Consider the following 24,371-nt stretch of genomic DNA (forward strand, 5'->3'; position numbering starts at 1 on the left):
GGTGAAAAGCCCGCGATGAACAAAGAAATTTTGGCTGTTGTTGAAGCCGTCTCCAACGAGAAATCACTGCCGCGTGAGAAGATTTTCGAAGCGCTGGAAAGTGCACTGGCTACAGCAACCAAGAAAAAATACGAACAAGAGATCGATGTTCGCGTAGAAATCGATCGTAAAAGCGGTGACTTCGATACATTCCGTCGTTGGGTAATCGTTGAAGAAGTGACCCAGCCGACCAAAGAGATCACGCTGGAAGCGGCGCGTTATGAAGACGAAAGTCTGAACGTGGGTGAGTACGTTGAAGATCAGATTGAATCTGTGACCTTCGACCGTATCACGACCCAGACCGCTAAACAGGTTATCGTGCAGAAAGTTCGCGAAGCCGAGCGCGCGCTGGTTGTCGATCAGTTCCGCGATCAGGAAGGCGAAATCATCACCGGCGTGGTGAAGAAAGTGAATCGCGACAACATCTCTCTGGAGATCAAATCCGAAGGGATGCCGGGTAACGCTGAAGCCGTAATCCTGCGCGAAGACATGCTGCCGCGTGAAAACTTCCGTCCAGGCGACCGTATCCGTGGTGTTCTGTACGCCGTGCGTCCTGAAGCGCGTGGTGCACAGCTGTTCGTGACCCGTTCTAAACCAGAAATGCTGGTTGAACTGTTCCGTATCGAAGTGCCGGAAATCGGTGAAGAAGTTATCGAGATCAAAGCGGCGGCTCGCGATCCGGGTTCCCGTGCGAAAATTGCGGTGAAAACCAACGACAAGCGTATCGACCCGGTCGGTGCTTGCGTCGGTATGCGCGGCGCGCGTGTTCAGGCGGTTTCGACCGAACTGGGCGGCGAGCGTATCGATATCGTTCTGTGGGACGACAACCCGGCGCAGTTCGTGATCAACGCAATGGCTCCGGCTGATGTAGCGTCTATCGTTGTTGACGAAGACAAACACACCATGGATATCGCTGTAGAAGCGGGCAACCTGGCGCAGGCGATTGGCCGTAACGGTCAGAACGTACGTCTGGCGTCACAGCTGAGCGGCTGGGAACTCAACGTGATGACCGTTGACGACCTGCAGGCTAAGCATCAGGCTGAAGCCCATGCGGCGATCGATACCTTCACTAAATACCTCGACATTGACGAAGATTTCGCCACTGTTCTGGTTGAAGAAGGTTTCTCTACGCTGGAAGAACTGGCCTATGTGCCAATGAAAGAGCTGCTTGAAATTGACGGTCTGGATGAACAGACTGTTGAAGCCCTGCGTGAACGCGCTAAAAACGCACTGACCACCCTGGCACTGGCTCAGGAAGAAAGCCTTGGCGATAAGAAGCCGGCTGATGACCTGCTGAATCTGGAAGGTCTTGATCGTGCGATTGCGTTCAAGCTGGCTGCCCGTGGTGTTTGTACGCTGGAAGATCTCGCTGAGCAAGGCGTTGATGACCTGGCTGATATCGAAGGTTTAACCGACGAGAAAGCCGGCGAGCTCATCATGGCCGCACGTAATATTTGCTGGTTCGGCGACGAAGCGTAATAAACTGTAGCAGGAAGGAACAGCATGACTGATGTAACTGTAAAATCGCTGGCTGCTGAGATTCAGACCTCCGTGGACCGCCTGGTACAGCAATTTGCTGATGCAGGGATCCCGAAGTCCGCTGATGACTCGGTGACCGCGCAAGAAAAACAAACCTTGTTAACGCACCTGAACCGTGAACACGGCTCTACGCCTGACAAGTTAACGCTGCAGCGCAAAACGCGTAGCACGTTAAACATCCCTGGTACCGGTGGCAAAAGTAAATCGGTACAAATTGAAGTCCGCAAGACGCGCACCTTTGTAAAACGTGATCCGCAAGAGGCAGAACGCCTTGCTGCGGAAGAGCAGGCACAGCGTGAAGCGGAAGAACAAGCTCAGCGTGCGGCGGAAGCAACCGCCAAACGTGAAGCAGAATTAAAAGCTGAACGTGAGGCCGCAGAAAAAGCGAAACGCGACGCAAGTGATAAAGTGAAGCGTGACGCTGCGGAAAAAGACAAAGTGAGCAATCAACAGACAGACGAAATGACCAAAACCGCCCAGGCTGAAAAAGCCCGCCGTGAAAATGAAGCTGCCGAGCTGAAGCGTAAAGCGGAAGAAGAAGCCCGCCGTAAGCTAGAAGAAGAAGCTCGCCGTGTTGCTGAAGAAGCGCGCCGTATGGCAGAAGAAAACGAGAAGAATGGCGTGAATACCGCTGAAACGACTGAAGACACCAGCGACTATCATGTAACCACTTCTCAGCACGCGCGTCAGGCTGAAGACGACAACGACCGTGAAGTTGAAGGCGGCCGTGGCCGTGGTCGCAACACCAAAGCCGCGCGTCCAGCGAAAAAAGGTAACAAGCACGCTGAATCTAAAGCTGACCGTGAAGAAGCGCGTGCAGCCGTTCGCGGTGGTAAAGGCGGCAAGCGTAAAGGTTCCGCTCTGCAGCAGGGCTTCCAGAAGCCAGCTCAGGCCGTTAACCGTGACGTTGTGATTGGTGAAACCATCACCGTTGGCGATCTGGCGAACAAGATGGCCGTTAAAGGCTCTCAGGTCATCAAAGCGATGATGAAGCTGGGTGCAATGGCGACCATCAACCAGGTCATCGACCAGGAAACCGCACAGCTGGTTGCTGAAGAGATGGGCCACAAAGTTATCCTGCGTCGTGAAAACGAGCTGGAAGAAGCAGTAATGAGCGACCGTGACACTGGCGCAGCGGCTGAACCGCGTGCACCTGTTGTGACCATCATGGGTCACGTTGACCACGGTAAAACCTCTCTGCTTGACTACATTCGCTCGACTAAAGTGGCATCCGGCGAAGCGGGTGGTATTACCCAGCACATCGGTGCTTACCATGTAGAAACCGAAAACGGCATGATCACCTTCCTGGATACCCCAGGCCACGCAGCGTTTACCTCAATGCGTGCTCGTGGTGCTCAGGCAACGGATATCGTTGTACTGGTTGTTGCGGCAGACGATGGCGTGATGCCACAGACCATTGAAGCTATCCAGCACGCAAAAGCGGCGCAGGTACCTCTGGTTGTTGCAGTCAACAAAATCGATAAGCCAGAAGCCGATATGGATCGCGTGAAGAACGAACTGTCTCAGTACGGCGTTATGCCGGAAGAGTGGGGCGGTGAAGCACAGTTCATCCCAGTATCTGCAAAAGCGGGTACCGGTATTGACGACCTGCTGAACGCTATCCTGCTGCAGGCTGAAGTTCTGGAGCTCAAAGCGGTTCGTAAAGGTATGGCAAGCGGCGCGGTTATCGAATCCTTCCTGGATAAAGGTCGTGGTCCGGTTGCAACCGTTCTGGTTCGCGAAGGTACTCTGAACAAAGGCGACATCGTTCTGTGTGGCTTCGAATACGGTCGCGTTCGTGCGATGCGTAACGAACTGGGTCAGGAAGTGCTGGAAGCGGGTCCGTCCATTCCAGTGGAAATCCTGGGCCTGTCCGGTGTTCCGGCTGCCGGTGACGAAGTGACCGTTGTGCGTGACGAGAAGAAAGCGCGTGAAGTTGCACTGTATCGTCAGGGTAAATTCCGTGAAGTTAAACTGGCTCGTCAGCAGAAATCTAAACTCGAGAACATGTTCGCGAACATGACCGAGGGCGAAGTTCACGAAGTGAACGTTGTTCTGAAAGCTGACGTTCAGGGTTCTGTGGAAGCGATCTCCGATTCCTTGCTGAAACTGTCTACCGACGAAGTGAAAGTGAAGATCATCGGTTCTGGCGTAGGTGGTATCACCGAAACCGACGCAACCCTGGCTGCTGCCTCTAACGCTATCCTGGTTGGCTTCAACGTTCGTGCGGATGCGTCTGCGCGTAAAGTGATTGAAGCTGAAAGCCTGGATCTGCGCTACTACTCCGTCATCTATAACCTGATCGACGAAGTGAAAGCAGCGATGAGCGGCATGCTGTCTCCTGAGCTGAAACAGCAGATCATCGGTCTGGCTGAAGTACGTGACGTGTTCAAATCACCGAAATTTGGTGCGATCGCGGGCTGTATGGTTACCGAAGGTAACATCAAGCGTCACAACCCAATCCGCGTACTGCGTGACAACGTGGTTATCTACGAAGGCGAGCTGGAATCCCTGCGCCGCTTCAAAGATGACGTTAACGAAGTCCGTAACGGCATGGAATGTGGTATCGGCGTGAAGAACTACAACGACGTTCGCGTTGGCGATATGATCGAAGTGTTCGAGATCATCGAAATTCAGCGTACCATCGCTTAATCTTCGTCGGCTTTTGGGCCGCCACTGCGTTGGCTGCGCTCGTTCACCCCGGTCACATAGTTATCTATGCTCCCGGGGATTCACGAGCTTGCCGCCTTGTTGCAACCCAAAATCCTTAGAAGATTAACTAGCGTAGGCCGGGTAAGCGAAGCGCCACCCGGCAATAATTTTAAAAGGGGCTTTTAGCCCCTTTTTTGTCTGGAGAATTTATTATGGCGAAAGAATTCGGTCGCCCTCAGCGCGTAGCGCAGGAAATGCAAAAAGAGATCGCACTCATTCTGCAACGTGAAATTAAAGACCCGCGTATTGGTATGATGACCACCGTGTCTGGCGTTGAGATGTCCCGCGATCTGGCTTATGCCAAAGTGTTCGTGACTTTCCTGAACGATCAGGACGAAGCCGCGGTGAAAAACGGCATTAAAGCGCTGCAGGAAGCATCTGGTTTCATCCGCTCTCTGCTCGGCAAAGCGATGCGTCTGCGTATCGTGCCTGAGCTGACCTTCTTCTACGATAACTCGCTGGTAGAAGGTATGCGCATGTCCAACCTGGTGACCAGCGTGGTGAAACATGACGATGAGCGTCGTGTGAACCCAGCGGACGACAGCAAGGAGGACTGATGAGTCGTCCTCGTCGTCGCGGTCGCGACGTGCATGGCGTACTGCTGCTGGATAAACCGCAGGGCGCATCCAGCAACGACGTACTGCAAAAAGTGAAGCGTATTTTTAACGCCAACCGTGCGGGCCATACGGGCGCGCTGGATCCGCTGGCGACCGGTATGCTGCCGGTCTGCCTGGGAGAGGCGACAAAGTTCTCCCAGTATCTGCTGGATTCCGATAAGCGTTATCGCGTTATCGCTAAGCTGGGCCAGCGCACGGATACCTCCGACGCGGATGGCCAGGTCGTGGAAGAGCGCCCGGTGACCTTCAGCGCAGAGCAGCTTGATGCGGCGCTGGAAAGCTTCCGTGGTGACACGATGCAGGTGCCGTCGATGTATTCGGCGCTGAAATATCAGGGCAAGAAGCTCTACGAATATGCGCGCCAGGGCATCGACGTTCCGCGTGAAGCCCGTCCGATTACCGTGTATGAACTGCTGTTCATTCGCCATGAAGGCGATGAGCTGGAGCTGGAAGTACACTGTTCGAAAGGCACCTATATTCGTACCATCATCGATGACCTCGGTGAAAAGCTGGGCTGCGGGGCGCATGTGATTTACTTGCGTCGTCTGGCTGTCAGCAAGTACCCGGTCGAACGCATGGTGACGCTTGAGCATCTTCGCGAGCTGGTTGAACAGGCGGAAGTGCAGGGAATAGCGCCAGCAGAATTGCTGGATCCCTTGCTGATGCCAATGGACAGTCCGGCGGCGGACTTCCCGATCGTTAATCTTCCTTTAACATCGTCCGTTTACTTTAAGAACGGCAACCCGGTTCGTACGGCGGATGCGCCGCTTGAAGGGCTGGTACGCGTGACGGAAGGTGACGACGGGAAATTCATCGGTATGGGCGAAATGGACGGTGAAGGGCGCGTTGCGCCGCGTCGTCTGGTCGTCGAGTATCCGATCGAAGCGTGACGGCGATAACACCTCACCTTGCGATAAGCAGGGGAGACGAGTAGAATATCGCCGCTTAACGATCTGCAAATTGTTTAACAATTTGTTGGTCGTATACTGGGATTGCTGAATTAGAGATCGGCATCCTTACATTCTTTATATTCTGGAGTTTGAAAATGTCTCTAAGCGTTGAAGCTAAAGCTAAAATCGTTTCTGAGTTTGGTCGTGGTACTAACGACAGCGGTTCTACCGAAGTTCAGGTTGCACTGCTGACTGCACAGATTAACCACCTGCAGGGTCACTTTGCAGAGCACAAAAAAGATCACCACAGCCGTCGTGGTCTGCTGCGTATGGTTTCTCAGCGTCGTAAACTGCTCGACTACCTGAAACGTAAAGATGTTGCACGTTACACCGCGCTGATCGAGCGTCTGGGTCTGCGTCGCTAAGTCTTGCGAGTTTCAGAAAAGGGGGCCTGATGGCCCCTTTTTTCAACCAGACGGCAGCAATTCACTGGAAACTATTGTATTGTTGCTATAAATGATCTTCATTGCAGAGGTTCGCGCGGCTAATGAGAGGCTTCACCCATGGGGGTGTCGGTTGTCATTAGTCGCGAGGATGCGAAGAAGGTCGGGTTAAATCGTCAGCACACCTGTGGTGTGCTGTCATACATTTAAGAAAGGACAGAACTTTGCTGAATCCGATCGTTCGTAAATTCCAGTATGGTCAACATACCGTCACGCTGGAAACCGGCATGATGGCACGTCAGGCTACTGCTGCCGTTATGGTAAGCATGGATGACACCGCGGTATTCGTTACCGTTGTAGGCCAGAAAAAAGCTAAACCAGGTCAGGACTTCTTCCCGCTGACTGTTAACTACCAGGAGCGTACCTACGCTGCCGGTAAAATCCCGGGTGGTTTCTTCCGTCGTGAAGGCCGTCCAAGCGAAGGCGAAACCCTGATCGCGCGTCTGATTGACCGCCCGGTTCGTCCACTGTTCCCGGAAGGCTTCGTTAACGAAGTACAGGTTATCGCGACCGTTGTTTCCGTTAACCCACAGGTTAACCCGGACATCGTTGCTATGATCGGCGCATCTGCTGCCCTGTCACTGTCTGGTATTCCATTCAATGGCCCAATCGGTGCCGCGCGCGTTGGCTACATCAACGACCAGTATGTGCTGAACCCAACCCAGGAAGAGCTGAAAGAAAGTAAGCTGGACCTGGTGGTTGCCGGTACTGAAGCAGCGGTTCTGATGGTTGAATCCGAAGCTGAACTGCTGAGCGAAGACCAGATGCTGGGCGCTGTGGTATTTGGCCACGACCAGCAGCAGATCGTTATCCAGAACATCAACGACCTGGTGAAAGAAGCCGGTAAACCACGTTGGGACTGGCAGCCAGAAGCGGTTAACGACGCGCTGAATGCACGCGTTGCTGCACTGGCAGGCGCACGTCTGAGCGATGCATACCGCATCACCGACAAACAAGAGCGTTACGCTCAGGTTGACGTCATCAAATCTGAAACCATCGCGACGCTGTTGGCTGAAGATGAATCCCTGGATGCTAACGAGCTGAGCGAAATTCTGCACGCTATCGAGAAAAACACCGTTCGTAGCCGCGTACTGGCAGGCGAACCGCGTATCGATGGCCGCGAAAAAGACATGATCCGTGGTCTGGACGTTCGTACTGGCGTACTGCCACGTACTCACGGTTCCGCACTGTTCACCCGTGGCGAAACGCAGGCGCTGGTTACCGCGACCCTGGGTACCGCACGTGACGCACAGAACATCGACGAACTGATGGGCGAGCGTACTGACAGCTTCCTGTTCCACTACAACTTCCCTCCGTACTCCGTAGGTGAGACCGGTATGGTTGGCTCGCCGAAGCGTCGTGAAATTGGTCACGGTCGTCTGGCGAAGCGCGGCGTACTGGCAGTGATGCCAGAAGCTGACAAATTCCCGTACACCGTGCGTGTGGTTTCTGAAATCACCGAATCTAACGGTTCTTCTTCCATGGCTTCCGTGTGTGGTGCCTCTCTGGCGCTGATGGATGCAGGCGTACCAATCAAAGCCGCTGTGGCTGGTATCGCTATGGGTCTGGTGAAAGAAGGCGACAACTTTGTTGTTCTGTCTGACATCCTGGGCGACGAAGACCACCTGGGCGATATGGACTTCAAAGTCGCGGGTTCCCGCGAAGGTATCTCTGCGCTGCAGATGGATATCAAAATTGAAGGTATCACCAAAGAGATCATGCAGGTTGCTCTGAACCAGGCTAAAGGTGCGCGTCTGCACATCCTGGGCGTGATGGAACAGGCGATTAACGCGCCACGTGGCGACATTTCTCAGTTCGCTCCGCGTATCCACACCATCAAGATCAATCCAGACAAGATCAAAGACGTTATCGGTAAGGGCGGTTCCGTAATCCGTGCGCTGACCGAAGAGACTGGCACCACGATCGAAATCGAAGATGACGGTACTGTGAAGATCGCAGCAACCGACGGCGAAAAAGCGAAATTCGCTATCCGCCGCATCGAAGAGATCACTGCAGAGATCGAAGTGGGCCGTATCTATGCCGGTAAAGTGACCCGTATCGTTGACTTTGGCGCATTCGTTGCCATCGGTGGCGGTAAAGAAGGTCTGGTTCACATCTCTCAGATCGCTGACAAGCGCGTTGAGAAAGTGACCGATTACCTGCAGATGGGTCAGGAAGTGCCGGTTAAGGTTCTGGAAGTTGACCGTCAGGGCCGTATCCGTCTGAGCATTAAAGAAGCAACCGAGCAGTCTCCTGCCGCTGCGCCAGAAGCGCCAGCCGCAGAACAGGGCGAGTAAGGTAGCATTTGCCCTCCGCTTCGGCGGAGGGTTTATTATCAGGCAGGACGCCTTGTTAAGCCGCCGGGGGACAGGACGTTCATCCAATAGTTGTCTTCGGGAGTGGGAAATGAAGCCTTTTTTGCGCTGGTGTTTCGTTGCGACAGCTTTAACGCTGGCAGGATGCAGCAACTCTGCCTGGCGTAAGAGCGAAGTCCTCGCAGTGCCATTGCAACCGACTTTGCAGCAGGAAGTGATTCTGGCACGCATGGAACAAATTCTTGCCAGTCGGGCTTTAACCGATGACGAACGCGCACAGCTTTTATATGAGCGCGGAGTGTTGTATGATAGTCTCGGTCTGAGGGCATTAGCGCGGAATGATTTTTCACAAGCGCTGGCAATTCGACCTGATATGCCTGAAGTATTCAATTACTTAGGCATTTACTTAACGCAGGCAGGCAATTTTGATGCTGCCTATGAAGCGTTTGATTCTGTACTTGAGCTTGATCCAACTTACAACTACGCGCACTTGAATCGCGGTATCGCATTGTATTACGGCGGTCGTGATAAGTTAGCGCAAGATGATCTGCTGGCGTTTTATCAAGACGATCCTAATGATCCTTTCCGCAGCCTGTGGCTTTACATCGTTGAGCAGAAGCTCGATGAGAAGCAGGCCAAAGAAGCACTGAAACAGCGCTTCGAGAAATCGGACAAGGAACAATGGGGATGGAACATTGTCGAGTTCTACCTGGGCAACATTAGCGAAGCAACGCTAATGGAACGCCTCAAGGCGGACGCAACGGATAACACCTCGCTCGCTGAGCATCTCAGTGAAACCAACTTCTATTTAGGTAAGTACTACCTAAGTCTGGGGGATATGGACAGCGCTACGGCACTGTTCAAATTAGCGGTTGCTAACAACGTACACAACTTCGTTGAGCACCGTTATGCATTGTTGGAATTATCGCTCTTGGGCCAGGAGCAAGACGACCTGGCAGAATCGGACCAGCAATAGCTGACGACATAAACATCAGCCCGTAATCTTTTGATTGCCATCACCTTAACTGGTGAGGGCGTTGTTGTTCGTCAATACACCTACTTTGAGCCGGTTCACACTTTCAATGAAAATTACCGAAAATTTTCACGATGAGTTATGTAGACTGGCCGCCATTAATATCGAGGCACTTGTACTACATGGCTGAATTCGAAACCACTTTTGCAGATCTGGGCCTGAAGGCTCCTATCCTTGAAGCCCTTAACGATCTGGGTTACGAAAAACCATCTCCGATCCAGGCAGAATGTATCCCACATCTGCTCTCTGGTCGTGACGTGCTGGGCATGGCCCAGACTGGTAGCGGTAAAACTGCAGCATTCTCGCTGCCGCTGCTGAACAACATCGATCCGGACCTGCGTGCGCCGCAGATCCTCGTCCTGGCTCCAACCCGTGAACTGGCTGTTCAGGTTGCTGAAGCAATGACGGAATTCTCTAAACATATGCGCGGCGTAAACGTGGTAGCCCTGTACGGCGGCCAGCGTTATGACGTGCAGTTACGCGCCCTGCGCCAGGGCCCACAGATTGTCGTCGGTACGCCGGGCCGTCTGCTGGATCACCTGAAGCGCGGTACTCTGGACCTCTCTAAACTGAGCGGCCTGGTACTGGATGAAGCAGATGAAATGCTGCGTATGGGCTTCATCGAAGACGTCGAAACCATCATGGCGCAGATCCCGGAAGGTCATCAGACCGCTCTGTTCTCTGCAACCATGCCGGAAGCTATCCGTCGCATTACCCGCCGCTTCATGAAAGAGCCGCAGGAAGTGCGTATTCAGTCCAGCGTGACCACTCGCCCGGACATCAGCCAGAGCTACTGGTCTGTGTACGGCATGCGCAAAAACGAAGCGCTGGTACGTTTCCTGGAAGCTGAAGATTTTGATGCGGCGATCATCTTCGTTCGTACCAAAAACGCGACCCTGGAAGTGGCTGAAGCCCTGGAGCGTAGCGGCTACAACAGCGCAGCGCTGAACGGTGACATGAACCAGGCCCTGCGTGAGCAGACTCTGGAGCGTCTGAAAGACGGTCGTCTGGATATCCTGATTGCAACCGACGTGGCAGCACGTGGTCTGGACGTTGAGCGTATCAGCCTGGTTGTTAACTACGACATCCCAATGGACTCTGAGTCTTACGTTCACCGTATCGGTCGTACCGGTCGTGCGGGTCGTGCGGGCCGTGCGCTGCTGTTCGTTGAGAACCGCGAGCGTCGTCTGCTGCGTAACATTGAACGCACCATGAAGCTGACCATTCCAGAAGCTGACCTGCCAAACGCAGAACTGCTGGGCAAACGCCGCCTGGAAAAATTCGCCGCGAAAGTCCAGCAGCAGCTGGAAAGCAGCGATCTGGATCAGTACCGTGCGCTGCTGTCGCAGATTCAGCCTGTTGCTGAAGGCGAAGAGCTGGACATGGAAACCCTGGCTGCAGCACTGCTGAAAATGGCTCAGGGCGAACGTAGCCTGATCGTGCCACCAGATGCGCCAATGCGTCCTAAGCGTGAATTCCGTGACCGTGACGATCGTTTCGAACGTCGTGGCGACCGTAATGACCGCAATGACCGTGGCCCACGCGGTGACCGTCCAGAGCGTGGTGGTGAAGACCGTCCACGTCGCGAGCGTCGTGACGCTGGCGAAATGGAACTGTACCGCATTGAAGTTGGCCGTGATGACGGTGTTGAAGTTCGTCATATCGTTGGCGCGATCGCAAACGAAGGCGACATCAGCAGCCGTTACATTGGTAACATCAAGCTGTTCGGTACTCACTCCACCATCGAACTGCCAAAAGGCATGCCGGGCGAAGTACTGCAGCACTTTACGCGTACTCGCATCCTGAACAAGCCGATGAACATGCAGCTGATGGGTGATGCACAGCCTCGCTCTGACCGCGGTGGCGAACGTCGTGGCGGTGGCCGCAGCTTCGGTGGCGAACGTCGTGAAGGCGGTCGTAGCGAAGGTCGTGGTGAACCACGTCGTTTCTCCGGCGAACGCCGTGAAAGCCGTGGCCCACGTCGTGACGACAGCTCAAGCCGTCGCCGTGACGCGTAAGCCTTACGCCACTGACGTAAAGTAATATATACAGCCCCGATAATTGTTATCGGGGCTTTTTTTATTCCCTTTGTACTCTTGTACTGGTACAGTGCTGCACATTAAACTGCATACCACATTTTTGACTGGAGTAATGGCTGTATGGCGACACTAACCACCACCCAAACGTCACCCTCGCTGCTTGGCGGCGTGGTGATCATCGGCGGTACCATCATTGGTGCTGGGATGTTCTCCCTGCCAGTGGTCATGTCCGGTGCGTGGTTCTTCTGGTCGCTGGCGGCGCTGGTGTTCACCTGGTTCTGCATGCTCCACTCCGGGCTGATGATCCTTGAGGCGAACCTGAACTATCGCATTGGCTCCAGCTTCGACACCATCACCAAAGATCTGCTGGGCAAAGGCTGGAACCTGGTGAACGGGCTGTCCATCGCGTTTGTGCTCTACATCCTGACCTATGCGTATATCTCCGCGAGTGGCTCGATTCTGCACCACACTTTTGCTGAGATGTCGTTGAACGTTCCGGCGCGTCTGGCGGGGCTCTGCTTTGCACTGGGCGTGGCGTTTATCGTCTGGATGAGTACCAGGGCGGTGAGCCGCATGACGGCGATCGTGTTGGGCGCTAAGGTCATCACCTTCTTCCTGACCTTCGGCAGCCTGCTGGGGCACGTGACGCCCGCCACGCTGTTTAACGTCGCCGAAGTGAATACCTCCTACACGCCGTACCTGCTGATGACGCTGCCGTTCTGTCTGGCGTCGTTTGGCTACCACGGCAACGTGCCGAGCCTGATGAAGTACTACGGCAAAGATCCGCGCACCATTGTGAAGTGTCTGGTCTACGGTACGCTGCTGGCGCTGGGGCTGTACGTGATTTGGCTGCTGGGGACGATGGGTAACATCCCACGTCCAGAATTTATCGGCATTGCACAGAAGGGCGGTAACATCGACGTGCTGGTGCAGGCCCTGAGCGGCGTACTGAACAGCCGCAGCCTGGATCTGCTGCTGGTGGTCTTCTCTAACTTTGCGGTGGCGAGTTCATTCCTCGGCGTGACGCTGGGCCTGTTTGACTACCTGGCGGATCTGTTTGGCTTTGATGATTCTGCGATGGGGCGCTTCAAAACCGCGCTGCTGACCTTCCTGCCGCCGATTGTGGGTGGTCTGCTGTGGCCGAACGGTTTCCTGTACGCCATCGGCTATGCCGGACTGGCGGCGACCATCTGGGCGGCAATTGTGCCGGCGCTGCTGGCTCGTAAATCACGTAAACGCTTCGGCAGCCCTAAATTCCGCGTCTGGGGCGGCAAGCCGATGATTGCACTGATCCTGGTGTTTGGCGTTGGCAACGCGCTGGTCCACGTGCTGTCGAGTTTTAACCTGTTGCCTGTTTACCATTAAACCGTGCGGCCTGATCCCCTCACCCCGACCCTCTCCCGAAGGGAGAGGGTGAAAACCGTAGGCCGGATAAGGCGAAGCCGCCATCCGGCAAAAAAACTATCCCACCAACTCTTCTTTCACCTGCATCGCCAGCTCAAACGAATGCAAACGCGCCTGGTGATCGAAAATCTGGCCGTTAACCATGATTTCATCCGCCTGCGTTTCGCGCAGCACCGCGTCCAGCCCGTGACGCACTTTCGCTTTATCACCCACCAGCGACATGCTCAACGCCTGCTGAACGCCATACTGTTCGGAGGCGGACCACAGCTGATGCATATTCTCCACCGGCGGCGGAAGCTGTCCCGTCTCACCGCGACGCAGCTTCACAAATGCCTGCTGCATGGAGGTAAACAGGAATTCCGCGTCGCGATTGCTGTCGGCGGCAATGATGTTGATACAGACCATCGCGTACGGCTTCTCCAGACGCTCGGACGGTTTGAAGTTCGTGCGGTAAAGATGCAACGCCTGATGCAGCATATCCGGTGCGAAGTGCGAGGCAAACGCGAACGGCAGCCCAAGCTGCGCGGCGAGCTGTGCGCTATACAGGCTTGATCCCAACAACCAAACCGGGATCTTCTCACCGTAGCCCGGGACCGGGCGCACGTGCGGGTTAGGATCGCGCGCGTCGAACCAGTCCACCAGCTCGGCCACATCGCGCGGGAAGTTATCGATATCGCCGCTCATATGGCGGCGCAGGGCGCGCATGGTCGGCTGGTCGCTGCCCGGCGCACGACCAAGGCCCAAATCAATACGCCCCGGATAGAGAGTGTTCAGGGTGCCAAACTGCTCGGCAATCACCAGCGGGGCGTGGTTTGGCAGCATTACGCCGCCGGAGCCCAGGTGCAGGGTAGTGGTATTGGCTGCCAGATAGCCTATCAGTACCGAGGTGGCGGCGCTGGCGATGCCCACCATGTTGTGGTGCTCGGCCAGCCAGTAGCGGTGATAGCCACGCTTTTCGGCCAGCTGAGCGAGATCGAGAGAGTGCGAAAAGGCTTCTCGAGCCGAGGAACCCTGAGGGATCGGCGCCAGATCCAGCACCGAAAACGGAATGGTTTTGTCAGTCATAACAGCTCACTTTGTCGACGGTGAATCTTTAATACTGCATTAAAAAATGATAACCGTTGTTAACAAAGTGAGCCTTTTTTACGCCTGAAGTTCCAGCCCGGCGAGACGTTTCCAGTAACCGTTGCAGTCGCTGTTTGCCATCAGCGGCAGCGGAGCGGCGCCGTTTTCATTGGCGCGGAAGGCGTCCAGCATCGCGAACACGCCGGTATCCAGCGGCGACAAACGCACCATATCCACCAGCCCGTCCATCGACGCCAGCTCGTTGCCGAGGTTATAGACATAGCCGCTCATGGTCTGAATGCCGTTGAGGACAAACACCTGCTGGTTTTCCTGCGACAGCATGCTGCGTCCGTTCGGGTACTTGATGCAGCAGGTTTCGCATTCGTCTTTCGGGCGGTCTTCCGAGCGCGCGGTAAAGCAGCGGGCGGAGTAGGCCAGCGGCAGATGCCCGTAGCTCAGCACTTCCACTTCAAACTGATTGCGAATACCCAGCTCGTCGCACTGATTCAGCAGGTTTGCCAGCCAGTCGCGGGAGAGTTCCACCGGCATGCACCAGCGCGTCATCCCCTGCTTAAGCAGCAGGCGCAGGGTCACGGCGTTATAGCAGTTCAGGGCATGGCCCGCGACAAACGGCAGCTTGCGTTCAGCGCACATGTTCACCACGCCGAGATCGCTCGCTTCCAGCAGGAATTCGCCGTTTTCGACATAGCGCTTCAGTTCGCCCAGTTCGGAAGACGCCTGCACCAGCGCAAGCGTCGAGAGCACTACCTGCTTGCCGCTTCCGGCCAGGCTTTTCGCCATATCCAGCCAGTCGCCCACTTTGGTGGCGCGGCGCTTGCTGCACACCGCTTCGCCGAGGTAAATCACATCGGCGCTGCTGGCGGCGGCCTGTTGGTAAAAATCTTCCAGCGTCTCTTTTGACCAGTAGTAGAGCACCGGTCCTAATGAATATTTCATGGTTATCTCACTGCCATTTACGGTGATACGCGCCAAGGGTGGTTTGCGTGCCTTCGGACATCGAACCGAGCGTCTCCATCCAGGTCGCCTGCGGAGCGTAGTTCTGCGGGTCCGCCATGCAACGGTCGATGGCCTGACGCCATACTTTCGCCACCTGGCTCACGTAGGCCGGGCTGCGTTGGCGACCCTCGATTTTCACCGAGGCAATATTGGCCGCCAGCAGTTCCGGCAGCAGTTCCAGCGTGTTGAGGCTGGTGGGCTCCTCCAGCGCGTGGTAGCGCTCGCCGTCGACCAGGTAGCGGCCTTTGCATAGGGTTGGATAACCGGCGTTTTCACCGTCCTGATAGCGGTCAATCAGCACCTCATTCAGGCGAGACTCGAGCCCCTGAGGGGTCTGCTGCCAGCGAACAAAGCGGGCAGGGGAGCACGCTCCGACGGTATTCGGCGATTCACCGGTTAAATAAGAGGAGAGATAGCAGCGGCCTTCGGCCATGATGCACAGGCTGCCAAAGGCAAAAACTTCCAGCGGCACTGGCGTGACGCGCGCGAGTTGCTTAACCTGATGAATAGAGAGCACGCGCGGCAGCACCACGCGGGCCACGTCGAAGTTTTGATGATAAAAACGCACGGCTTCTTCGTTGGTGGCGGATGCCTGAACAGAGACGTGGCGCTCAATATGCGGATAGCGTTCTGCTGCATACTCAAGCATGGCAAGGTCGGCCAGGATCAGTGCATCGGCACCCAGCTGTGCCGCCATGTCCACCGCGCGCTGCCAGCGGGCGTAGCCATCAGGATGGGCAAAGGTGTTGATGGCAATGTGCAGTTTGCGGCGGTGCTGATGAACGAAGTTAACGGCTTCCTGAAGCTTTTTCTCCGTAAAGTTGAGGCCAGCAAAATGGCGGGCATTGGTATCATCCTTTAGCCCGATATAGACCGCATCGGCCCCATTTTCGATGGCCGCCTTAAGCGCCGGAAGGTTTCCGGCAGGGCAGAGCAGCTCCATAATTTATCCTGATGTTCTCGATCGCAGGGATCGCAAAATTGTTAACGAGCTGGGATTTTAATTAACCCACAGGCGACAATTTTTGATTTAAGGCAGCTAATGGCGTATTGATGACACCAATAATGAGGTAAGCCGGACGACGGTTTGTTGATTTACGCCGCTATGTTCTGGCATGGATGTGGCAAAATAGCGGGATTACAGATATCAGGGAGTAAAGCTCGTGCTGGAGAAACTGCGTTCACGTCTCGTACAATTGGGTCCATCTATGCTGAGCGTGCCGGTCAAGCTGGCACCGTTCGCGCTTAAACGCCAGGTGCTGGAGCAGGTCCTGAGCTGGCAGTTCCGCCAGGCACTGCAGGACGGCGAGCTGGAGTTCCTGGAAGGCCGCTGGCTGAGCATTGAGGTACGCGACATCGGGCTGCGCTGGTTTACCTCCGTAGAGAACGGCCAGCTGATCGTGCGCGAATCCGCCGAGGCGGACGTGAGCTTTAGCGCTGATGCCAGCGATCTGCTGATGATTGCCGCACGTAAGCAGGATCCGGATACGCTCTTCTTCCAGCGTCGTCTGGTGATTGAAGGCGATACTGAACTTGGCCTGTACGTGAAGAATTTAATGGATGCCATTGAGCTGGAGCAGATGCCGAAAGCGCTGCGCGTGATGTTGATGCAAATGGCAGATTTTGTTGAGGCCGGGCTGAAAACCCCGCCGGACAGTAAACACACTTCAGTAGGTGAGCCATGCTGATTCGAGTCGAAATTGGGATTGATGCACCGGGTATCGATGCGTTATTGCGCCGCTCTTTTGAGAGCGATGCGGAAGCTCAACTGGTCCACGATCTCCGTGAAGACGGCCTGATCACGCTGGGTCTGGTTGCTACCGATGATGAAGGTCAGGTTGTCGGCTATGTCGCCTTCAGCCCGGTCATCGTTCAGGGCGACGATCTTCAGTGGGTAGGAATGGCACCGCTGGCGGTAGATGAAAACTATCGCGGGCAAGGTCTGGCGCGCCAGCTGGTCTATGAAGGGCTGGACTCGCTGAATGAGTTTGGCTATGCCGCTGTGGTCACGCTGGGCGATCCGGCGTTCTATGGTCGATTAGGCTTCGAGCAGGCCGCACATTACGACCTGCGTTGCCGCTGGCCGGGTACGGAATTCGCTTTCCAGGTGCACCGTCTGGCGGACGACGCCCTCAACGGCGTCAATGGCCTGGTGGACTACCACGACCATTTCAATCGCTTTTAATCAGGCTCTCGCGTAGCGCCTCAAAGGAGCCGTCTCCGGTGACGAGGCGCTCTTTCTGGCGCTTCGTGAGCTGCTTGATGCGGTATTCCAGCCTGAGCGCCAGCGATCTGTTGCCCACTGCGGCCGAAAATGCCAGCTGCAGTTCCCCTTTCCCCCGCAGCGCCTTTGCCCCTTTCCCCGTTTGATGTTGTAAAAAACGCCGCGCCACATCGGTGGTGATCCCGGTGTAGAGAGCGTTATCAGCGGTTCGGACAAGATAGAGAAACCAGCACACGGTAAACAGATTCAGTATGTTAAGGTGAACGCACCATAGCATGAGAGAGAACGAAAATGGAAACACTGGCCGCCATTAACCGTTGGCTAGCGAAGCAGCATGTTGTCACCTGGTGCGTCTGTGACGAGGGTGAGATGTGGTGCGCCAACGCGTTTTACTACTACGACCCTGAGCGCGTGGCTTTTTATGTCATGAGTGAAGACAACACGCGTCATGCGCAGATGACCGGCCAGCAGGCAAAGGTGGCAGGCACGGTGAATGGCCAGCCGAAAACGGTCGCGCTGATCCGCGGCGTGCAGTTCAAAGGTGAAATTCGTCGGCTGGATGGAGAAGAGAGCGACGCGCATCGTAGGCACTACACGCGCCGCTTTCCCGTTGCCGCTGCGCTAAAAGCCCCGGTGTGGGAAATCCGCCTCGATGAGCTGAAATTTACCGACAACACCCTGGGCTTTGGCAAGAAGCTGCACTGGCTACGCGCCGAGCAGGCGTAGCGCTTCGCGGTTAAACGCCGGGAGATCGTCCGGGGTTCGGCTGGTGATCAGCTGGTCTTTGTCGTTGACCACCTCCTGATCGTAGAACTCAGCGCCTGCGTTTTTCAGATCGATAACGATCGGCTTCACGGCGGTAAGCTTACGCCCGCGCACGACTTCGGCGCTGATTAGCAGCTGAGGGCCGTGGCAGATAGCAAATACCGGCTTACCGGTGCTCACAAAGTCACGGGTGAAGGTGACGAAGCGCTCATCTCCGCGCAGGGAGTCGGGTGAATGGCCGCCGGGTAACAGCAGGGCGTCGAAATCGGACGGGCTGACGTTATCAATTGACTCGTCAATCGTCACGCTGGCCTCGCCCTTATGGCCTGTCACCGTTTTGCCCGCCTCTTTCTCAATGGTGATGACCTCGTGTCCCGCCTTGCGGAACGCCTCTGCTGGAGAGGTGAATTCTGAATCTTCAAACTCGTCGGTAATCAAGACTGCGATTTTCTTGCCCATGCTTCCTCCGTTGTTTTGGCTTCAGACTGATTTTTCTCCGCTTGTGGTAAATACTTACCTGTAACAGACTTCTATACCCGTCATACTTCAAGTTGCATGTGCGTTGGCTGCACTCGTTCACCCCAGTCACTTACTTATGTAAGCTCCTGGGGATTCACTCCCTTGCCGCCTTCCTGCAACTCGAATTATTTAGGGTATAAGTGTGGTCGACCACGCTGAGTTCGCAAACGGACAATTCTGTAAAGGGGATACGATGAGTCAGGTACTGATTACGGGCGCCACCGGGCTGGTGGGGGATCATCTGCTGCGGTTGCTGATTCAGGATCGCCGCGTGAACTACATTGCAGCGCCTACGCGTCGGCCGCTGGCGGACGTCTCCGGCGTATTTAACCCGCACGATCCGCAGCTGACGGACGCGCTGGCGCAGGTCCAGGATCCCATTGATATCGCCTTTTGTTGTCTGGGTACCACGCGGCGTGAGGCGGGCAGCAAAGAGGCATTTATCCATGCCGACTACACGCTGGTGGTGGACACGGCGCTCACGGCGAAAAAACTGGGGGCCAAACATTTTCTGGTGGTCAGTGCGCTGGGTGCCAATGCCGGATCGCCTTTTTTCTACAACAAGGTGAAGGGTAAGATGGAGGATGCGCTGATCGCGCAGAAATGGGAGCAGCTAACGATTGTGCGCCCCTCGATGCTAAGCGGCCACAGGGACGAACGCCGATTTAACGAGTCGATCCTGGCCCCGCTGTTTAAGATCCTTCCCGGCAACTGGAAATCTATCGAGGCGCGGGACGTCGCCCTTGCGATGCTAAAAGAAGGGCTGGCACCGTTGAAAGCGGGGGTCAACATTATCCCTTCGGCAAAACTGCGTGAAATCGCCCAAGACGAGGCGTAAACTCCCCCGGCTAATAACCTAATACTCTCCGGGGAATGCTATGACTGGTCAGTCTTCATCTCAGGCGGCAACACCTGTTCAATGGTGGAAGCCTGCACTTTTCTTTCTCGTGGTCATTGTTGGCCTCTGGTATGTGAAATGGCAGCCGTACTACGGCAAAGCCTTCACCGCCGCCGAAACGCACAGCATCGGTAAATCTATTCTCGCTCAGGCTGATTCCAGCCCGCTTCAGGCGGCGTGGGATTACGCCATGGTCTACTTCCTTGCCGTCTGGAAAGCCGCTGTACTGGGCGTGATTCTGGGCTCGCTGATACAGGTGCTCATCCCGCGCAACTGGCTGGTGAAAACACTCGGCCAGCCGCGTTTTCAGGGCACGCTGCTGGGGACGATTTTCTCCCTGCCGGGCATGATGTGCTCCTGCTGCGCCGCACCGGTTGCGGCGGGTATGCGTCGTCAGCGCGTGTCGATGGGCGGCGCGCTGGCGTTCTGGATGGGTAACCCGCTGCTCAACCCGGCAACGCTGGTCTTTATGGGCTTTGTGCTTGGGTGGCATTTTGCTGCGATCCGCCTGGTTGCCGGGCTGGCGACGGTGCTGGTGGTGGCGACGCTGGTGCAAAAACTGGTGAAGGACAACGCGCCTGAGACCGCTGCCGTTGAGCTGGACATCAGCGAGCCGCAGGGTGGTTTTTTTGCTCGCTGGGGTATCGCGCTGTGGCAGCTTTTCTGGAGCACCATCCCGGTTTATATCCTGGCGGTGCTGGTATTGGGGGCGGCGCGCGTCTGGCTCTTCCCGCATGCGGATGGCGCTATCGACAACACGCTGATGTGGGTCATTGCGATGGCCGTTGCAGGCTGCCTCTTCGTGATCCCAACGGCGGCGGAAATTCCGATTGTCCAGACCATGATGCTGGCGGGCATGGGCACCGCGCCTGCACTGGCGCTGCTGATTACGCTGCCGGCGATCAGCCTGCCGTCGCTTATCATGCTGCGTAAGTCATTCCCCGCGAAAGCGCTGTGGTTGACGGCGGGGCTGGTGGCGTTGAGTGGGGTGATTGTGGGCAGTATTGCGTTGATGTAAAAAAAAGCCCGGTGGCGCTGGCGCTTACCGGGCTTACCGTCAGGTGTGAATTACTTGATATAAGTAAACGCGGTGGTGACGTGCTTCACGCCGCTCACACGGCTGGCGATATCCGCCGCCGCTTTCCCTTCACGCTCAGTCACCAGACCCAGCAGGAACACTTCGCCGTTCTCGGTGGTCACTTTCACGTTTGACGATTTCACCTGGTCCGATCCCAGCAGCTGAGAGCGCACTTTGGTGGTGATCCAGGTATCGGAAGACGCATCGCCCAAACCAATTGGCTGGCCCTGGCGCACTTCATTGAACACCTCTGTTGTACCTTCTACACCCATCGCGATCTGTTTAGCGCGGGAGGCTAATTCGGTATTAGGCGCCTGGCCTGCCAGCAGCACTTTGCCCTGATAAGCCGTTACGTTAATACGCGCTTCTTTCTTGATTTGTTCGTCTTTCGACAGCGCACTGTTGACGCGCAGCTCCAGCGTACCGTCATCAACCTGCGTCCCGACAGAACGCGGATCGGTCGCTGCTTTGGTGCCGACAGCTGCGGTACCGACAACAGCAGCGGCAATACATCCCTGAAGTAGAAGTGCAGACATAAGGACTGCAAGGGTCGATAAAGCCTTCATTAGAACTCCTTAATCATCCTGGTGAGGGAAAAGCGTGTTATCGATCAGATCGCATAAGCAGTTCACCGTGAGCATGTGCATCTCCTGAATACGCGCGCTACGGTGAGACGGAATGCGAATTTCCACATCCTGCGGCCCCAGTAAACCTGCCAGCTCGCCGCCGTCATAGCCGGTCAGCGCAACGATGGTCATATCGCGGGTGACCGCCGCTTCAACGGCTTTAACGATATCCCGGCTGTTACCGCGCGTGGAGATGGCCAGCAGCACGTCCCCGGCATGGCCTAAGGCGCGCACCTGCTTCGCGTAAATCTCGTCATGCAGACGATCGTTAGCAATCGCTGTTAAGACCACATTATCGGTATTAAGTGCAATGGCAGGTAAACTCGGGCGTTCTGTTTCAAAACGATTGATCATGCTGGCAGCAAAATGCTGTGCGTTGGCGGCTGAAGTGCCATTGCCACAACAGAGGATTTTGTTGCCGTTCAGAAGAGATTGCACCAGCGTCATTGCTGCGCGGGAGATCGCGTCCGGGAGGGCTTCCGCCGCGGCAATCTGTGTTTGAATGCTTTCTGTGAAGCACACTTTAATTCTTTCGAGCACGTTATCCCTTTAAATCTCAATTATGCGTCTTCGCCAAAAGCGTTTTTAAGCCATTCGATCTCATTTCCGGTGAAGGCTATCACATCGAACCGGCAATCCACAGTATCAAAGCTCCCATTATGGCGGGCAAGCCACAAGTGGGCAGTCTGTAATAATTTATGTTGTTTGGCGAGCGTCACGCTGGCGGCAGCACCGCCAAAACGGGAGGACTGTCGAAAACGCACTTCTACAAACACGGTGACCCGATCGTCTTTCATGATCAGGTCGATTTCGCCGCCGCGCCCGCGGACGTTGGCGGCGATAAAACGCAGTCCTTTGCCTTCAAGCCAGCGACGCGCTTTTAACTCCCACGCATCGCCGGTCGCTTTGCGGCTTAACTGGCCGGGACGATCTGCCCCTGCTGGTATTTGAGCCATGATAACTTCCTGTTAATCACACAGTCCTGAGTGGCGGTCAGATCGCCGGTGTTGCCGTTGAGCTCGAAGCCCGGCACCTGACGCATCTGGGTGAAGTGGTTTGCCAGCGCCCACGCATCCACGCCCATGGCGTACAGACGTGCCAGCGAGTAGTCGTTACGTACCGAGCTCAGCGCCTGCTGCATCAGCGGCGGGTTGCTGCCCGCGAGCATTGGGATTTCGCTGTACTGCAGGCCGTCCATTTCCAGACGGAAATCCGGGCCTGCGGTGCCCTGCGCGCTGCGCGAGCTGGCGTAGAGGGTTGCGCCGCTCTGGCTGCCGTTGCGCATCGCAATCATCGGCTTGATGAAGGCAATCTCTTCCGGCGTTGCGACAATGTAGGCCGCATCCACTTTGCCGCCACCGCTGATTTGTGCGTCGGTAGGAGGGGCCGGAATGGTCAGGCCGCCGATGGTCACGCTCTGCTGCTGCGGCAGGCTGGCGCTGACCGGGCTGCCGTTAAGGGCGATACCTGCGCCGCCGTTGACGCCAGCGCGCAGTTCTGAGGCGGAACCAAATTTCTGTTGCAGCACCACGCCACCGCCGATCTTCTGCCACTCATCGGCAAAGGCATTGGCGACGCGATCGCCCAACGCGCTGCGCGGGATCAGCAGCAGCGGCGCCTGTTTACCCTGTTCGTGAATATGTCGCGCCGCGTCGCGGGCTTCATCTTCTGGCGAGAGAGCAAAGTAGCAGATGTTGGCACGGTTCTGCACGTTCTCTGGCTGGTTAAGCGCCAGCACGTTCAGCGTGGTGTTGCTCTTTATCAGCGTTTCCACGTCGTTTTTCAGCAGGGGACCGACAACGATGCTCGCGCCATCTTTTTGCACCTGCGCCAGCACTTGATCGAGCGGCTGAGCGGTGGTGTCGTAGATTTTCAGCTCAGCACTCGGGTTGGCGCTGGTGGTTGCCACGGCCTGAGGCTGCGTGGCAGGTTGCTGTTCTGCTGGCGCGGCTTGCGGTTGTGGCTGTTCAGCCGTCACGGGAGCCTGAGTTTCCGCAGGAGCCTGTACTGCTTCAGGTGCAGGCGTTGCGGCTGGTGGCGTCGTCGGCGCGGTGACCGGGTTCTGCATTGTCCCCTGCGCTGGCGCTTGTGCTGCAGTCAGGTCGCTGGTTTCAGCGGCAGAAGGGCTGACAACGTCGTTCACGTTGGCTGCCTGTGCGGACTGAGCCGGTATGGCACTACCGCTTACGGCAGTTGTCCCGTTTTTCGCCGCTTCAAAGCCTTGCTGAATGGTGCGACCAAAGACCGCCGCCTGGCCGTTCAACGGCAGAAGCAGCGCGATTTTGCTGGTAGAGGCTGGCTTAAAGTTCTGCACATTCACCAGCTGCGTCGGCAGCATTTTCGCGCCCGGGTTTTGCGGGTAGCGGGTTTGCCAGTCGGTAATACCTGCTTTCAGCATCGTTGGGTCGCTGCGGTTGTTAAACCACATCTGCTGCAGATCCAGCCAGCCCTGCAAAACATTTTCGTCGGCGTTAATAACCAGCGTTTGCGCCTGTTCTTGGGTCATGGAGGCGAGTGCCTGCCATGTTGCATCGATATTTTTCTGTTTATCCGCACCGGCGAGCAGCGGCTCCTGGGCGATAAACGCGCGCAATAGCGTCAGGGAAGGTCGACCCTGCTCGGCGGTAATGCCCGCCTGCCAGAAGCGCGCCTGCTGGTTTTTGTCCAGCGCACCGACGTCGATGTCTCCAAGGATTTTCTTCGCAGCCGCATAATCTTTCTGCGCCACCTTCAGTTCAGCAGAGAGCAGACCCTGCTCGCGGCGCTGATCGTCGTTAAGATCCTGCGGTAGCTGATTGAACAGTTCGGCGGCCTGCTGGGTTTTACCCTCTTTCAGCAGTGCACGAATGGCGAGTAATTGCCAGTTGGTCTTGGTATCATTTGAGCTCTGCGACATTTGTTGCAGATAAAAGCCAGAATCAGCCTGAGCGGATCCCTGCATATGGGCAGCGGTCTGATCGGGTGCCTGGGTGCCACAGCCTGCAAAGATCAGGGCTGCGAGCAGAAGCGGCACGCTGCGCGTGGCTTTTTTTCGAAGAAACGTTAACGGTACCATACTGTATCCAGTGATTTTTTTTACGCAATGCTC

The 24,371-nt window shown here is 55.9% G+C and carries 24 protein-coding genes; 15 read left to right on the plus strand and 9 right to left on the minus strand.

The window, feature by feature from the left end; translation table 11 throughout:
• Positions 1-15 precede the first annotated feature (15 nt).
• The 10 genes from nusA (at position 16) to mtr (ending at position 13,052) form a co-directional block, all read left to right on the plus strand.
• A complete protein-coding gene (gene nusA, locus KW829_RS11520; protein WP_089599826.1) occupies positions 16-1,518 on the plus strand; it encodes a transcription termination factor NusA in 1,503 nt (500 codons plus the stop codon).
• A gap of 24 nt (positions 1,519-1,542) precedes the next feature.
• Positions 1,543-4,230, plus strand: coding sequence for a translation initiation factor IF-2 (gene infB / locus KW829_RS11525; RefSeq protein WP_089599828.1), 2,688 nt, complete (start codon positions 1,543-1,545; stop codon positions 4,228-4,230).
• 212 nt (positions 4,231-4,442) lie between these two features.
• Entirely contained in the window at positions 4,443-4,847 is a 405-nt protein-coding gene (gene rbfA, locus KW829_RS11530) for a 30S ribosome-binding factor RbfA (RefSeq protein WP_010435986.1), read from the plus strand.
• Complete coding sequence (truB, locus tag KW829_RS11535; protein WP_172701276.1) at positions 4,847-5,797, plus strand: tRNA pseudouridine(55) synthase TruB; 951 nt, start codon at positions 4,847-4,849, stop codon at positions 5,795-5,797. The genes rbfA and truB overlap by 1 nt, the downstream gene beginning before the upstream one ends.
• A 155-nt stretch (positions 5,798-5,952) precedes the next feature.
• The gene (gene rpsO / locus KW829_RS11540) at positions 5,953-6,222 is read left to right on the plus strand and encodes a 30S ribosomal protein S15 (RefSeq protein WP_003861789.1); all 270 of its coding nucleotides are present in this window, start codon (positions 5,953-5,955) and stop codon (positions 6,220-6,222) included.
• Positions 6,223-6,464: 242 nt separating this feature from the next.
• Positions 6,465-8,597 carry a polyribonucleotide nucleotidyltransferase gene (gene pnp, locus KW829_RS11545; RefSeq protein WP_089599830.1) on the plus strand — a complete coding sequence of 711 codons (2,133 nt, stop codon included), beginning with the start codon at positions 6,465-6,467 and terminating at the stop codon, positions 8,595-8,597.
• A 109-nt stretch (positions 8,598-8,706) separates the two neighbouring features.
• The gene (gene nlpI, locus KW829_RS11550) at positions 8,707-9,591 is read left to right on the plus strand and encodes a lipoprotein NlpI (protein ID WP_003861782.1); all 885 of its coding nucleotides are present in this window, start codon (positions 8,707-8,709) and stop codon (positions 9,589-9,591) included.
• A gap of 106 nt (positions 9,592-9,697) precedes the next feature.
• Complete coding sequence (gene yrbN, locus KW829_RS11555; protein WP_098946273.1) at positions 9,698-9,778, plus strand: protein YrbN; 81 nt, start codon at positions 9,698-9,700, stop codon at positions 9,776-9,778.
• Positions 9,771-11,666 carry a DEAD/DEAH family ATP-dependent RNA helicase gene (locus KW829_RS11560; protein WP_218308259.1) on the plus strand — a complete coding sequence of 632 codons (1,896 nt, stop codon included), beginning with the start codon at positions 9,771-9,773 and terminating at the stop codon, positions 11,664-11,666. The genes yrbN and KW829_RS11560 overlap by 8 nt, the downstream gene beginning before the upstream one ends.
• 141 nt (positions 11,667-11,807) lie before the next feature.
• The gene (mtr, locus tag KW829_RS11565; RefSeq protein WP_029485209.1) at positions 11,808-13,052 is read left to right on the plus strand and encodes a tryptophan permease; all 1,245 of its coding nucleotides are present in this window, start codon (positions 11,808-11,810) and stop codon (positions 13,050-13,052) included.
• Between the two features lie 96 nt (positions 13,053-13,148).
• On the opposite strand, the gene KW829_RS11570 is transcribed toward mtr, so the two are convergent.
• From KW829_RS11570 to KW829_RS11580, 3 genes are all read right to left on the minus strand, one after another.
• On the minus strand, positions 13,149-14,156 hold the full coding sequence (locus KW829_RS11570; RefSeq protein ID WP_047646424.1) for an LLM class flavin-dependent oxidoreductase: 1,008 nt from the start codon (positions 14,154-14,156) through the stop codon (positions 13,149-13,151).
• A gap of 78 nt (positions 14,157-14,234) precedes the next feature.
• Complete coding sequence (locus tag KW829_RS11575; RefSeq protein ID WP_218308260.1) at positions 14,235-15,113, minus strand: U32 family peptidase; 879 nt, start codon at positions 15,111-15,113, stop codon at positions 14,235-14,237.
• A 7-nt stretch (positions 15,114-15,120) separates the two neighbouring features.
• On the minus strand, positions 15,121-16,116 hold the full coding sequence (locus KW829_RS11580) for a peptidase U32 family protein (RefSeq protein WP_010435966.1): 996 nt from the start codon (positions 16,114-16,116) through the stop codon (positions 15,121-15,123).
• 220 nt (positions 16,117-16,336) lie between these two features.
• Between KW829_RS11580 and KW829_RS11585 the strand changes: the two genes are divergently transcribed.
• Positions 16,337-16,861: an SCP2 domain-containing protein gene (locus KW829_RS11585; protein WP_010435965.1), complete on the plus strand. Its 525-nt coding sequence runs from the start codon at positions 16,337-16,339 to the stop codon at positions 16,859-16,861.
• On the plus strand, positions 16,855-17,358 hold the full coding sequence (locus KW829_RS11590; protein ID WP_218308261.1) for a GNAT family N-acetyltransferase: 504 nt from the start codon (positions 16,855-16,857) through the stop codon (positions 17,356-17,358). The genes KW829_RS11585 and KW829_RS11590 overlap by 7 nt, the downstream gene beginning before the upstream one ends.
• Here KW829_RS11590 and KW829_RS11595 read toward each other — a convergent pair.
• Positions 17,345-17,674 (minus strand): GIY-YIG nuclease family protein, encoded by a 330-nt coding sequence (locus tag KW829_RS11595; protein ID WP_193541618.1) that lies wholly within the window; start codon positions 17,672-17,674, stop codon positions 17,345-17,347. The genes KW829_RS11590 and KW829_RS11595 overlap by 14 nt on opposite strands.
• Before the next feature lie 14 nt (positions 17,675-17,688).
• Between KW829_RS11595 and KW829_RS11600 the strand changes: the two genes are divergently transcribed.
• Positions 17,689-18,123, plus strand: coding sequence for a YhbP family protein (locus KW829_RS11600; RefSeq protein WP_126815480.1), 435 nt, complete (start codon positions 17,689-17,691; stop codon positions 18,121-18,123).
• On the opposite strand, the gene KW829_RS11605 is transcribed toward KW829_RS11600, so the two are convergent.
• A complete protein-coding gene (locus tag KW829_RS11605; RefSeq protein WP_218308262.1) occupies positions 18,103-18,621 on the minus strand; it encodes a type 1 glutamine amidotransferase domain-containing protein in 519 nt (172 codons plus the stop codon). The two genes, KW829_RS11600 and KW829_RS11605, sit on opposite strands and share 21 nt — an antisense overlap.
• A gap of 253 nt (positions 18,622-18,874) precedes the next feature.
• Here KW829_RS11605 and KW829_RS11610 point away from each other — a divergent pair, with 253 nt between their 5' ends.
• On the plus strand, positions 18,875-19,519 hold the full coding sequence (locus KW829_RS11610; protein WP_148401084.1) for an NAD(P)H-binding protein: 645 nt from the start codon (positions 18,875-18,877) through the stop codon (positions 19,517-19,519).
• 40 nt (positions 19,520-19,559) lie between these two features.
• Positions 19,560-20,597 carry a permease gene (locus tag KW829_RS11615; RefSeq protein ID WP_010435957.1) on the plus strand — a complete coding sequence of 346 codons (1,038 nt, stop codon included), beginning with the start codon at positions 19,560-19,562 and terminating at the stop codon, positions 20,595-20,597.
• 50 nt (positions 20,598-20,647) lie between these two features.
• Here KW829_RS11615 and dolP read toward each other — a convergent pair whose 3' ends face one another.
• The 4 genes from dolP to KW829_RS11635 are packed head-to-tail and all read right to left on the minus strand — an operon-like array spanning position 20,648 to position 24,338.
• Positions 20,648-21,223, minus strand: coding sequence for a division/outer membrane stress-associated lipid-binding lipoprotein (dolP, locus tag KW829_RS11620; RefSeq protein ID WP_089599837.1), 576 nt, complete (start codon positions 21,221-21,223; stop codon positions 20,648-20,650).
• A 9-nt stretch (positions 21,224-21,232) separates the two neighbouring features.
• A complete protein-coding gene (diaA, locus tag KW829_RS11625) occupies positions 21,233-21,823 on the minus strand; it encodes a DnaA initiator-associating protein DiaA (protein ID WP_003861754.1) in 591 nt (196 codons plus the stop codon).
• 20 nt (positions 21,824-21,843) lie between these two features.
• Positions 21,844-22,239: a YraN family protein gene (locus tag KW829_RS11630; RefSeq protein ID WP_120159677.1), complete on the minus strand. Its 396-nt coding sequence runs from the start codon at positions 22,237-22,239 to the stop codon at positions 21,844-21,846.
• Complete coding sequence (locus KW829_RS11635) at positions 22,197-24,338, minus strand: penicillin-binding protein activator (protein ID WP_218308263.1); 2,142 nt, start codon at positions 24,336-24,338, stop codon at positions 22,197-22,199. Before KW829_RS11635 ends, KW829_RS11630 begins: the two co-directional genes overlap by 43 nt.
• Positions 24,339-24,371: the final 33 nt, after the last annotated feature.

Source organism: Enterobacter sp. ENT02, from assembly GCF_019219165.1.
GTDB lineage: Bacteria > Pseudomonadota > Gammaproteobacteria > Enterobacterales > Enterobacteriaceae > Enterobacter > Enterobacter mori.

Coding starts and splice junctions, on each gene's coding strand:
- truB (WP_172701276.1), top strand. CDS start 4,847: ATGAGTCGTCCTCGTCGTCGCGGTCGCGACGTGCATGGCGTACTGCTG.
- KW829_RS11600 (WP_126815480.1), top strand. CDS start 17,689: ATGGAAACACTGGCCGCCATTAACCGTTGGCTAGCGAAGCAGCATGTT.
- rpsO (WP_003861789.1), top strand. CDS start 5,953: ATGTCTCTAAGCGTTGAAGCTAAAGCTAAAATCGTTTCTGAGTTTGGT.
- mtr (WP_029485209.1), top strand. CDS start 11,808: ATGGCGACACTAACCACCACCCAAACGTCACCCTCGCTGCTTGGCGGC.
- KW829_RS11605 (WP_218308262.1), bottom strand. CDS start 18,621: ATGGGCAAGAAAATCGCAGTCTTGATTACCGACGAGTTTGAAGATTCA.
- rbfA (WP_010435986.1), top strand. CDS start 4,443: ATGGCGAAAGAATTCGGTCGCCCTCAGCGCGTAGCGCAGGAAATGCAA.
- KW829_RS11560 (WP_218308259.1), top strand. CDS start 9,771: ATGGCTGAATTCGAAACCACTTTTGCAGATCTGGGCCTGAAGGCTCCT.
- KW829_RS11610 (WP_148401084.1), top strand. CDS start 18,875: ATGAGTCAGGTACTGATTACGGGCGCCACCGGGCTGGTGGGGGATCAT.
- KW829_RS11635 (WP_218308263.1), bottom strand. CDS start 24,338: ATGGTACCGTTAACGTTTCTTCGAAAAAAAGCCACGCGCAGCGTGCCG.
- nusA (WP_089599826.1), top strand. CDS start 16: ATGAACAAAGAAATTTTGGCTGTTGTTGAAGCCGTCTCCAACGAGAAA.
- KW829_RS11595 (WP_193541618.1), bottom strand. CDS start 17,674: ATGCTATGGTGCGTTCACCTTAACATACTGAATCTGTTTACCGTGTGC.
- KW829_RS11590 (WP_218308261.1), top strand. CDS start 16,855: ATGCTGATTCGAGTCGAAATTGGGATTGATGCACCGGGTATCGATGCG.
- KW829_RS11630 (WP_120159677.1), bottom strand. CDS start 22,239: ATGGCTCAAATACCAGCAGGGGCAGATCGTCCCGGCCAGTTAAGCCGC.
- KW829_RS11580 (WP_010435966.1), bottom strand. CDS start 16,116: ATGGAGCTGCTCTGCCCTGCCGGAAACCTTCCGGCGCTTAAGGCGGCC.
- KW829_RS11575 (WP_218308260.1), bottom strand. CDS start 15,113: ATGAAATATTCATTAGGACCGGTGCTCTACTACTGGTCAAAAGAGACG.
- infB (WP_089599828.1), top strand. CDS start 1,543: ATGACTGATGTAACTGTAAAATCGCTGGCTGCTGAGATTCAGACCTCC.
- nlpI (WP_003861782.1), top strand. CDS start 8,707: ATGAAGCCTTTTTTGCGCTGGTGTTTCGTTGCGACAGCTTTAACGCTG.
- KW829_RS11570 (WP_047646424.1), bottom strand. CDS start 14,156: ATGACTGACAAAACCATTCCGTTTTCGGTGCTGGATCTGGCGCCGATC.
- yrbN (WP_098946273.1), top strand. CDS start 9,698: ATGAAAATTACCGAAAATTTTCACGATGAGTTATGTAGACTGGCCGCC.
- KW829_RS11615 (WP_010435957.1), top strand. CDS start 19,560: ATGACTGGTCAGTCTTCATCTCAGGCGGCAACACCTGTTCAATGGTGG.
- dolP (WP_089599837.1), bottom strand. CDS start 21,223: ATGAAGGCTTTATCGACCCTTGCAGTCCTTATGTCTGCACTTCTACTT.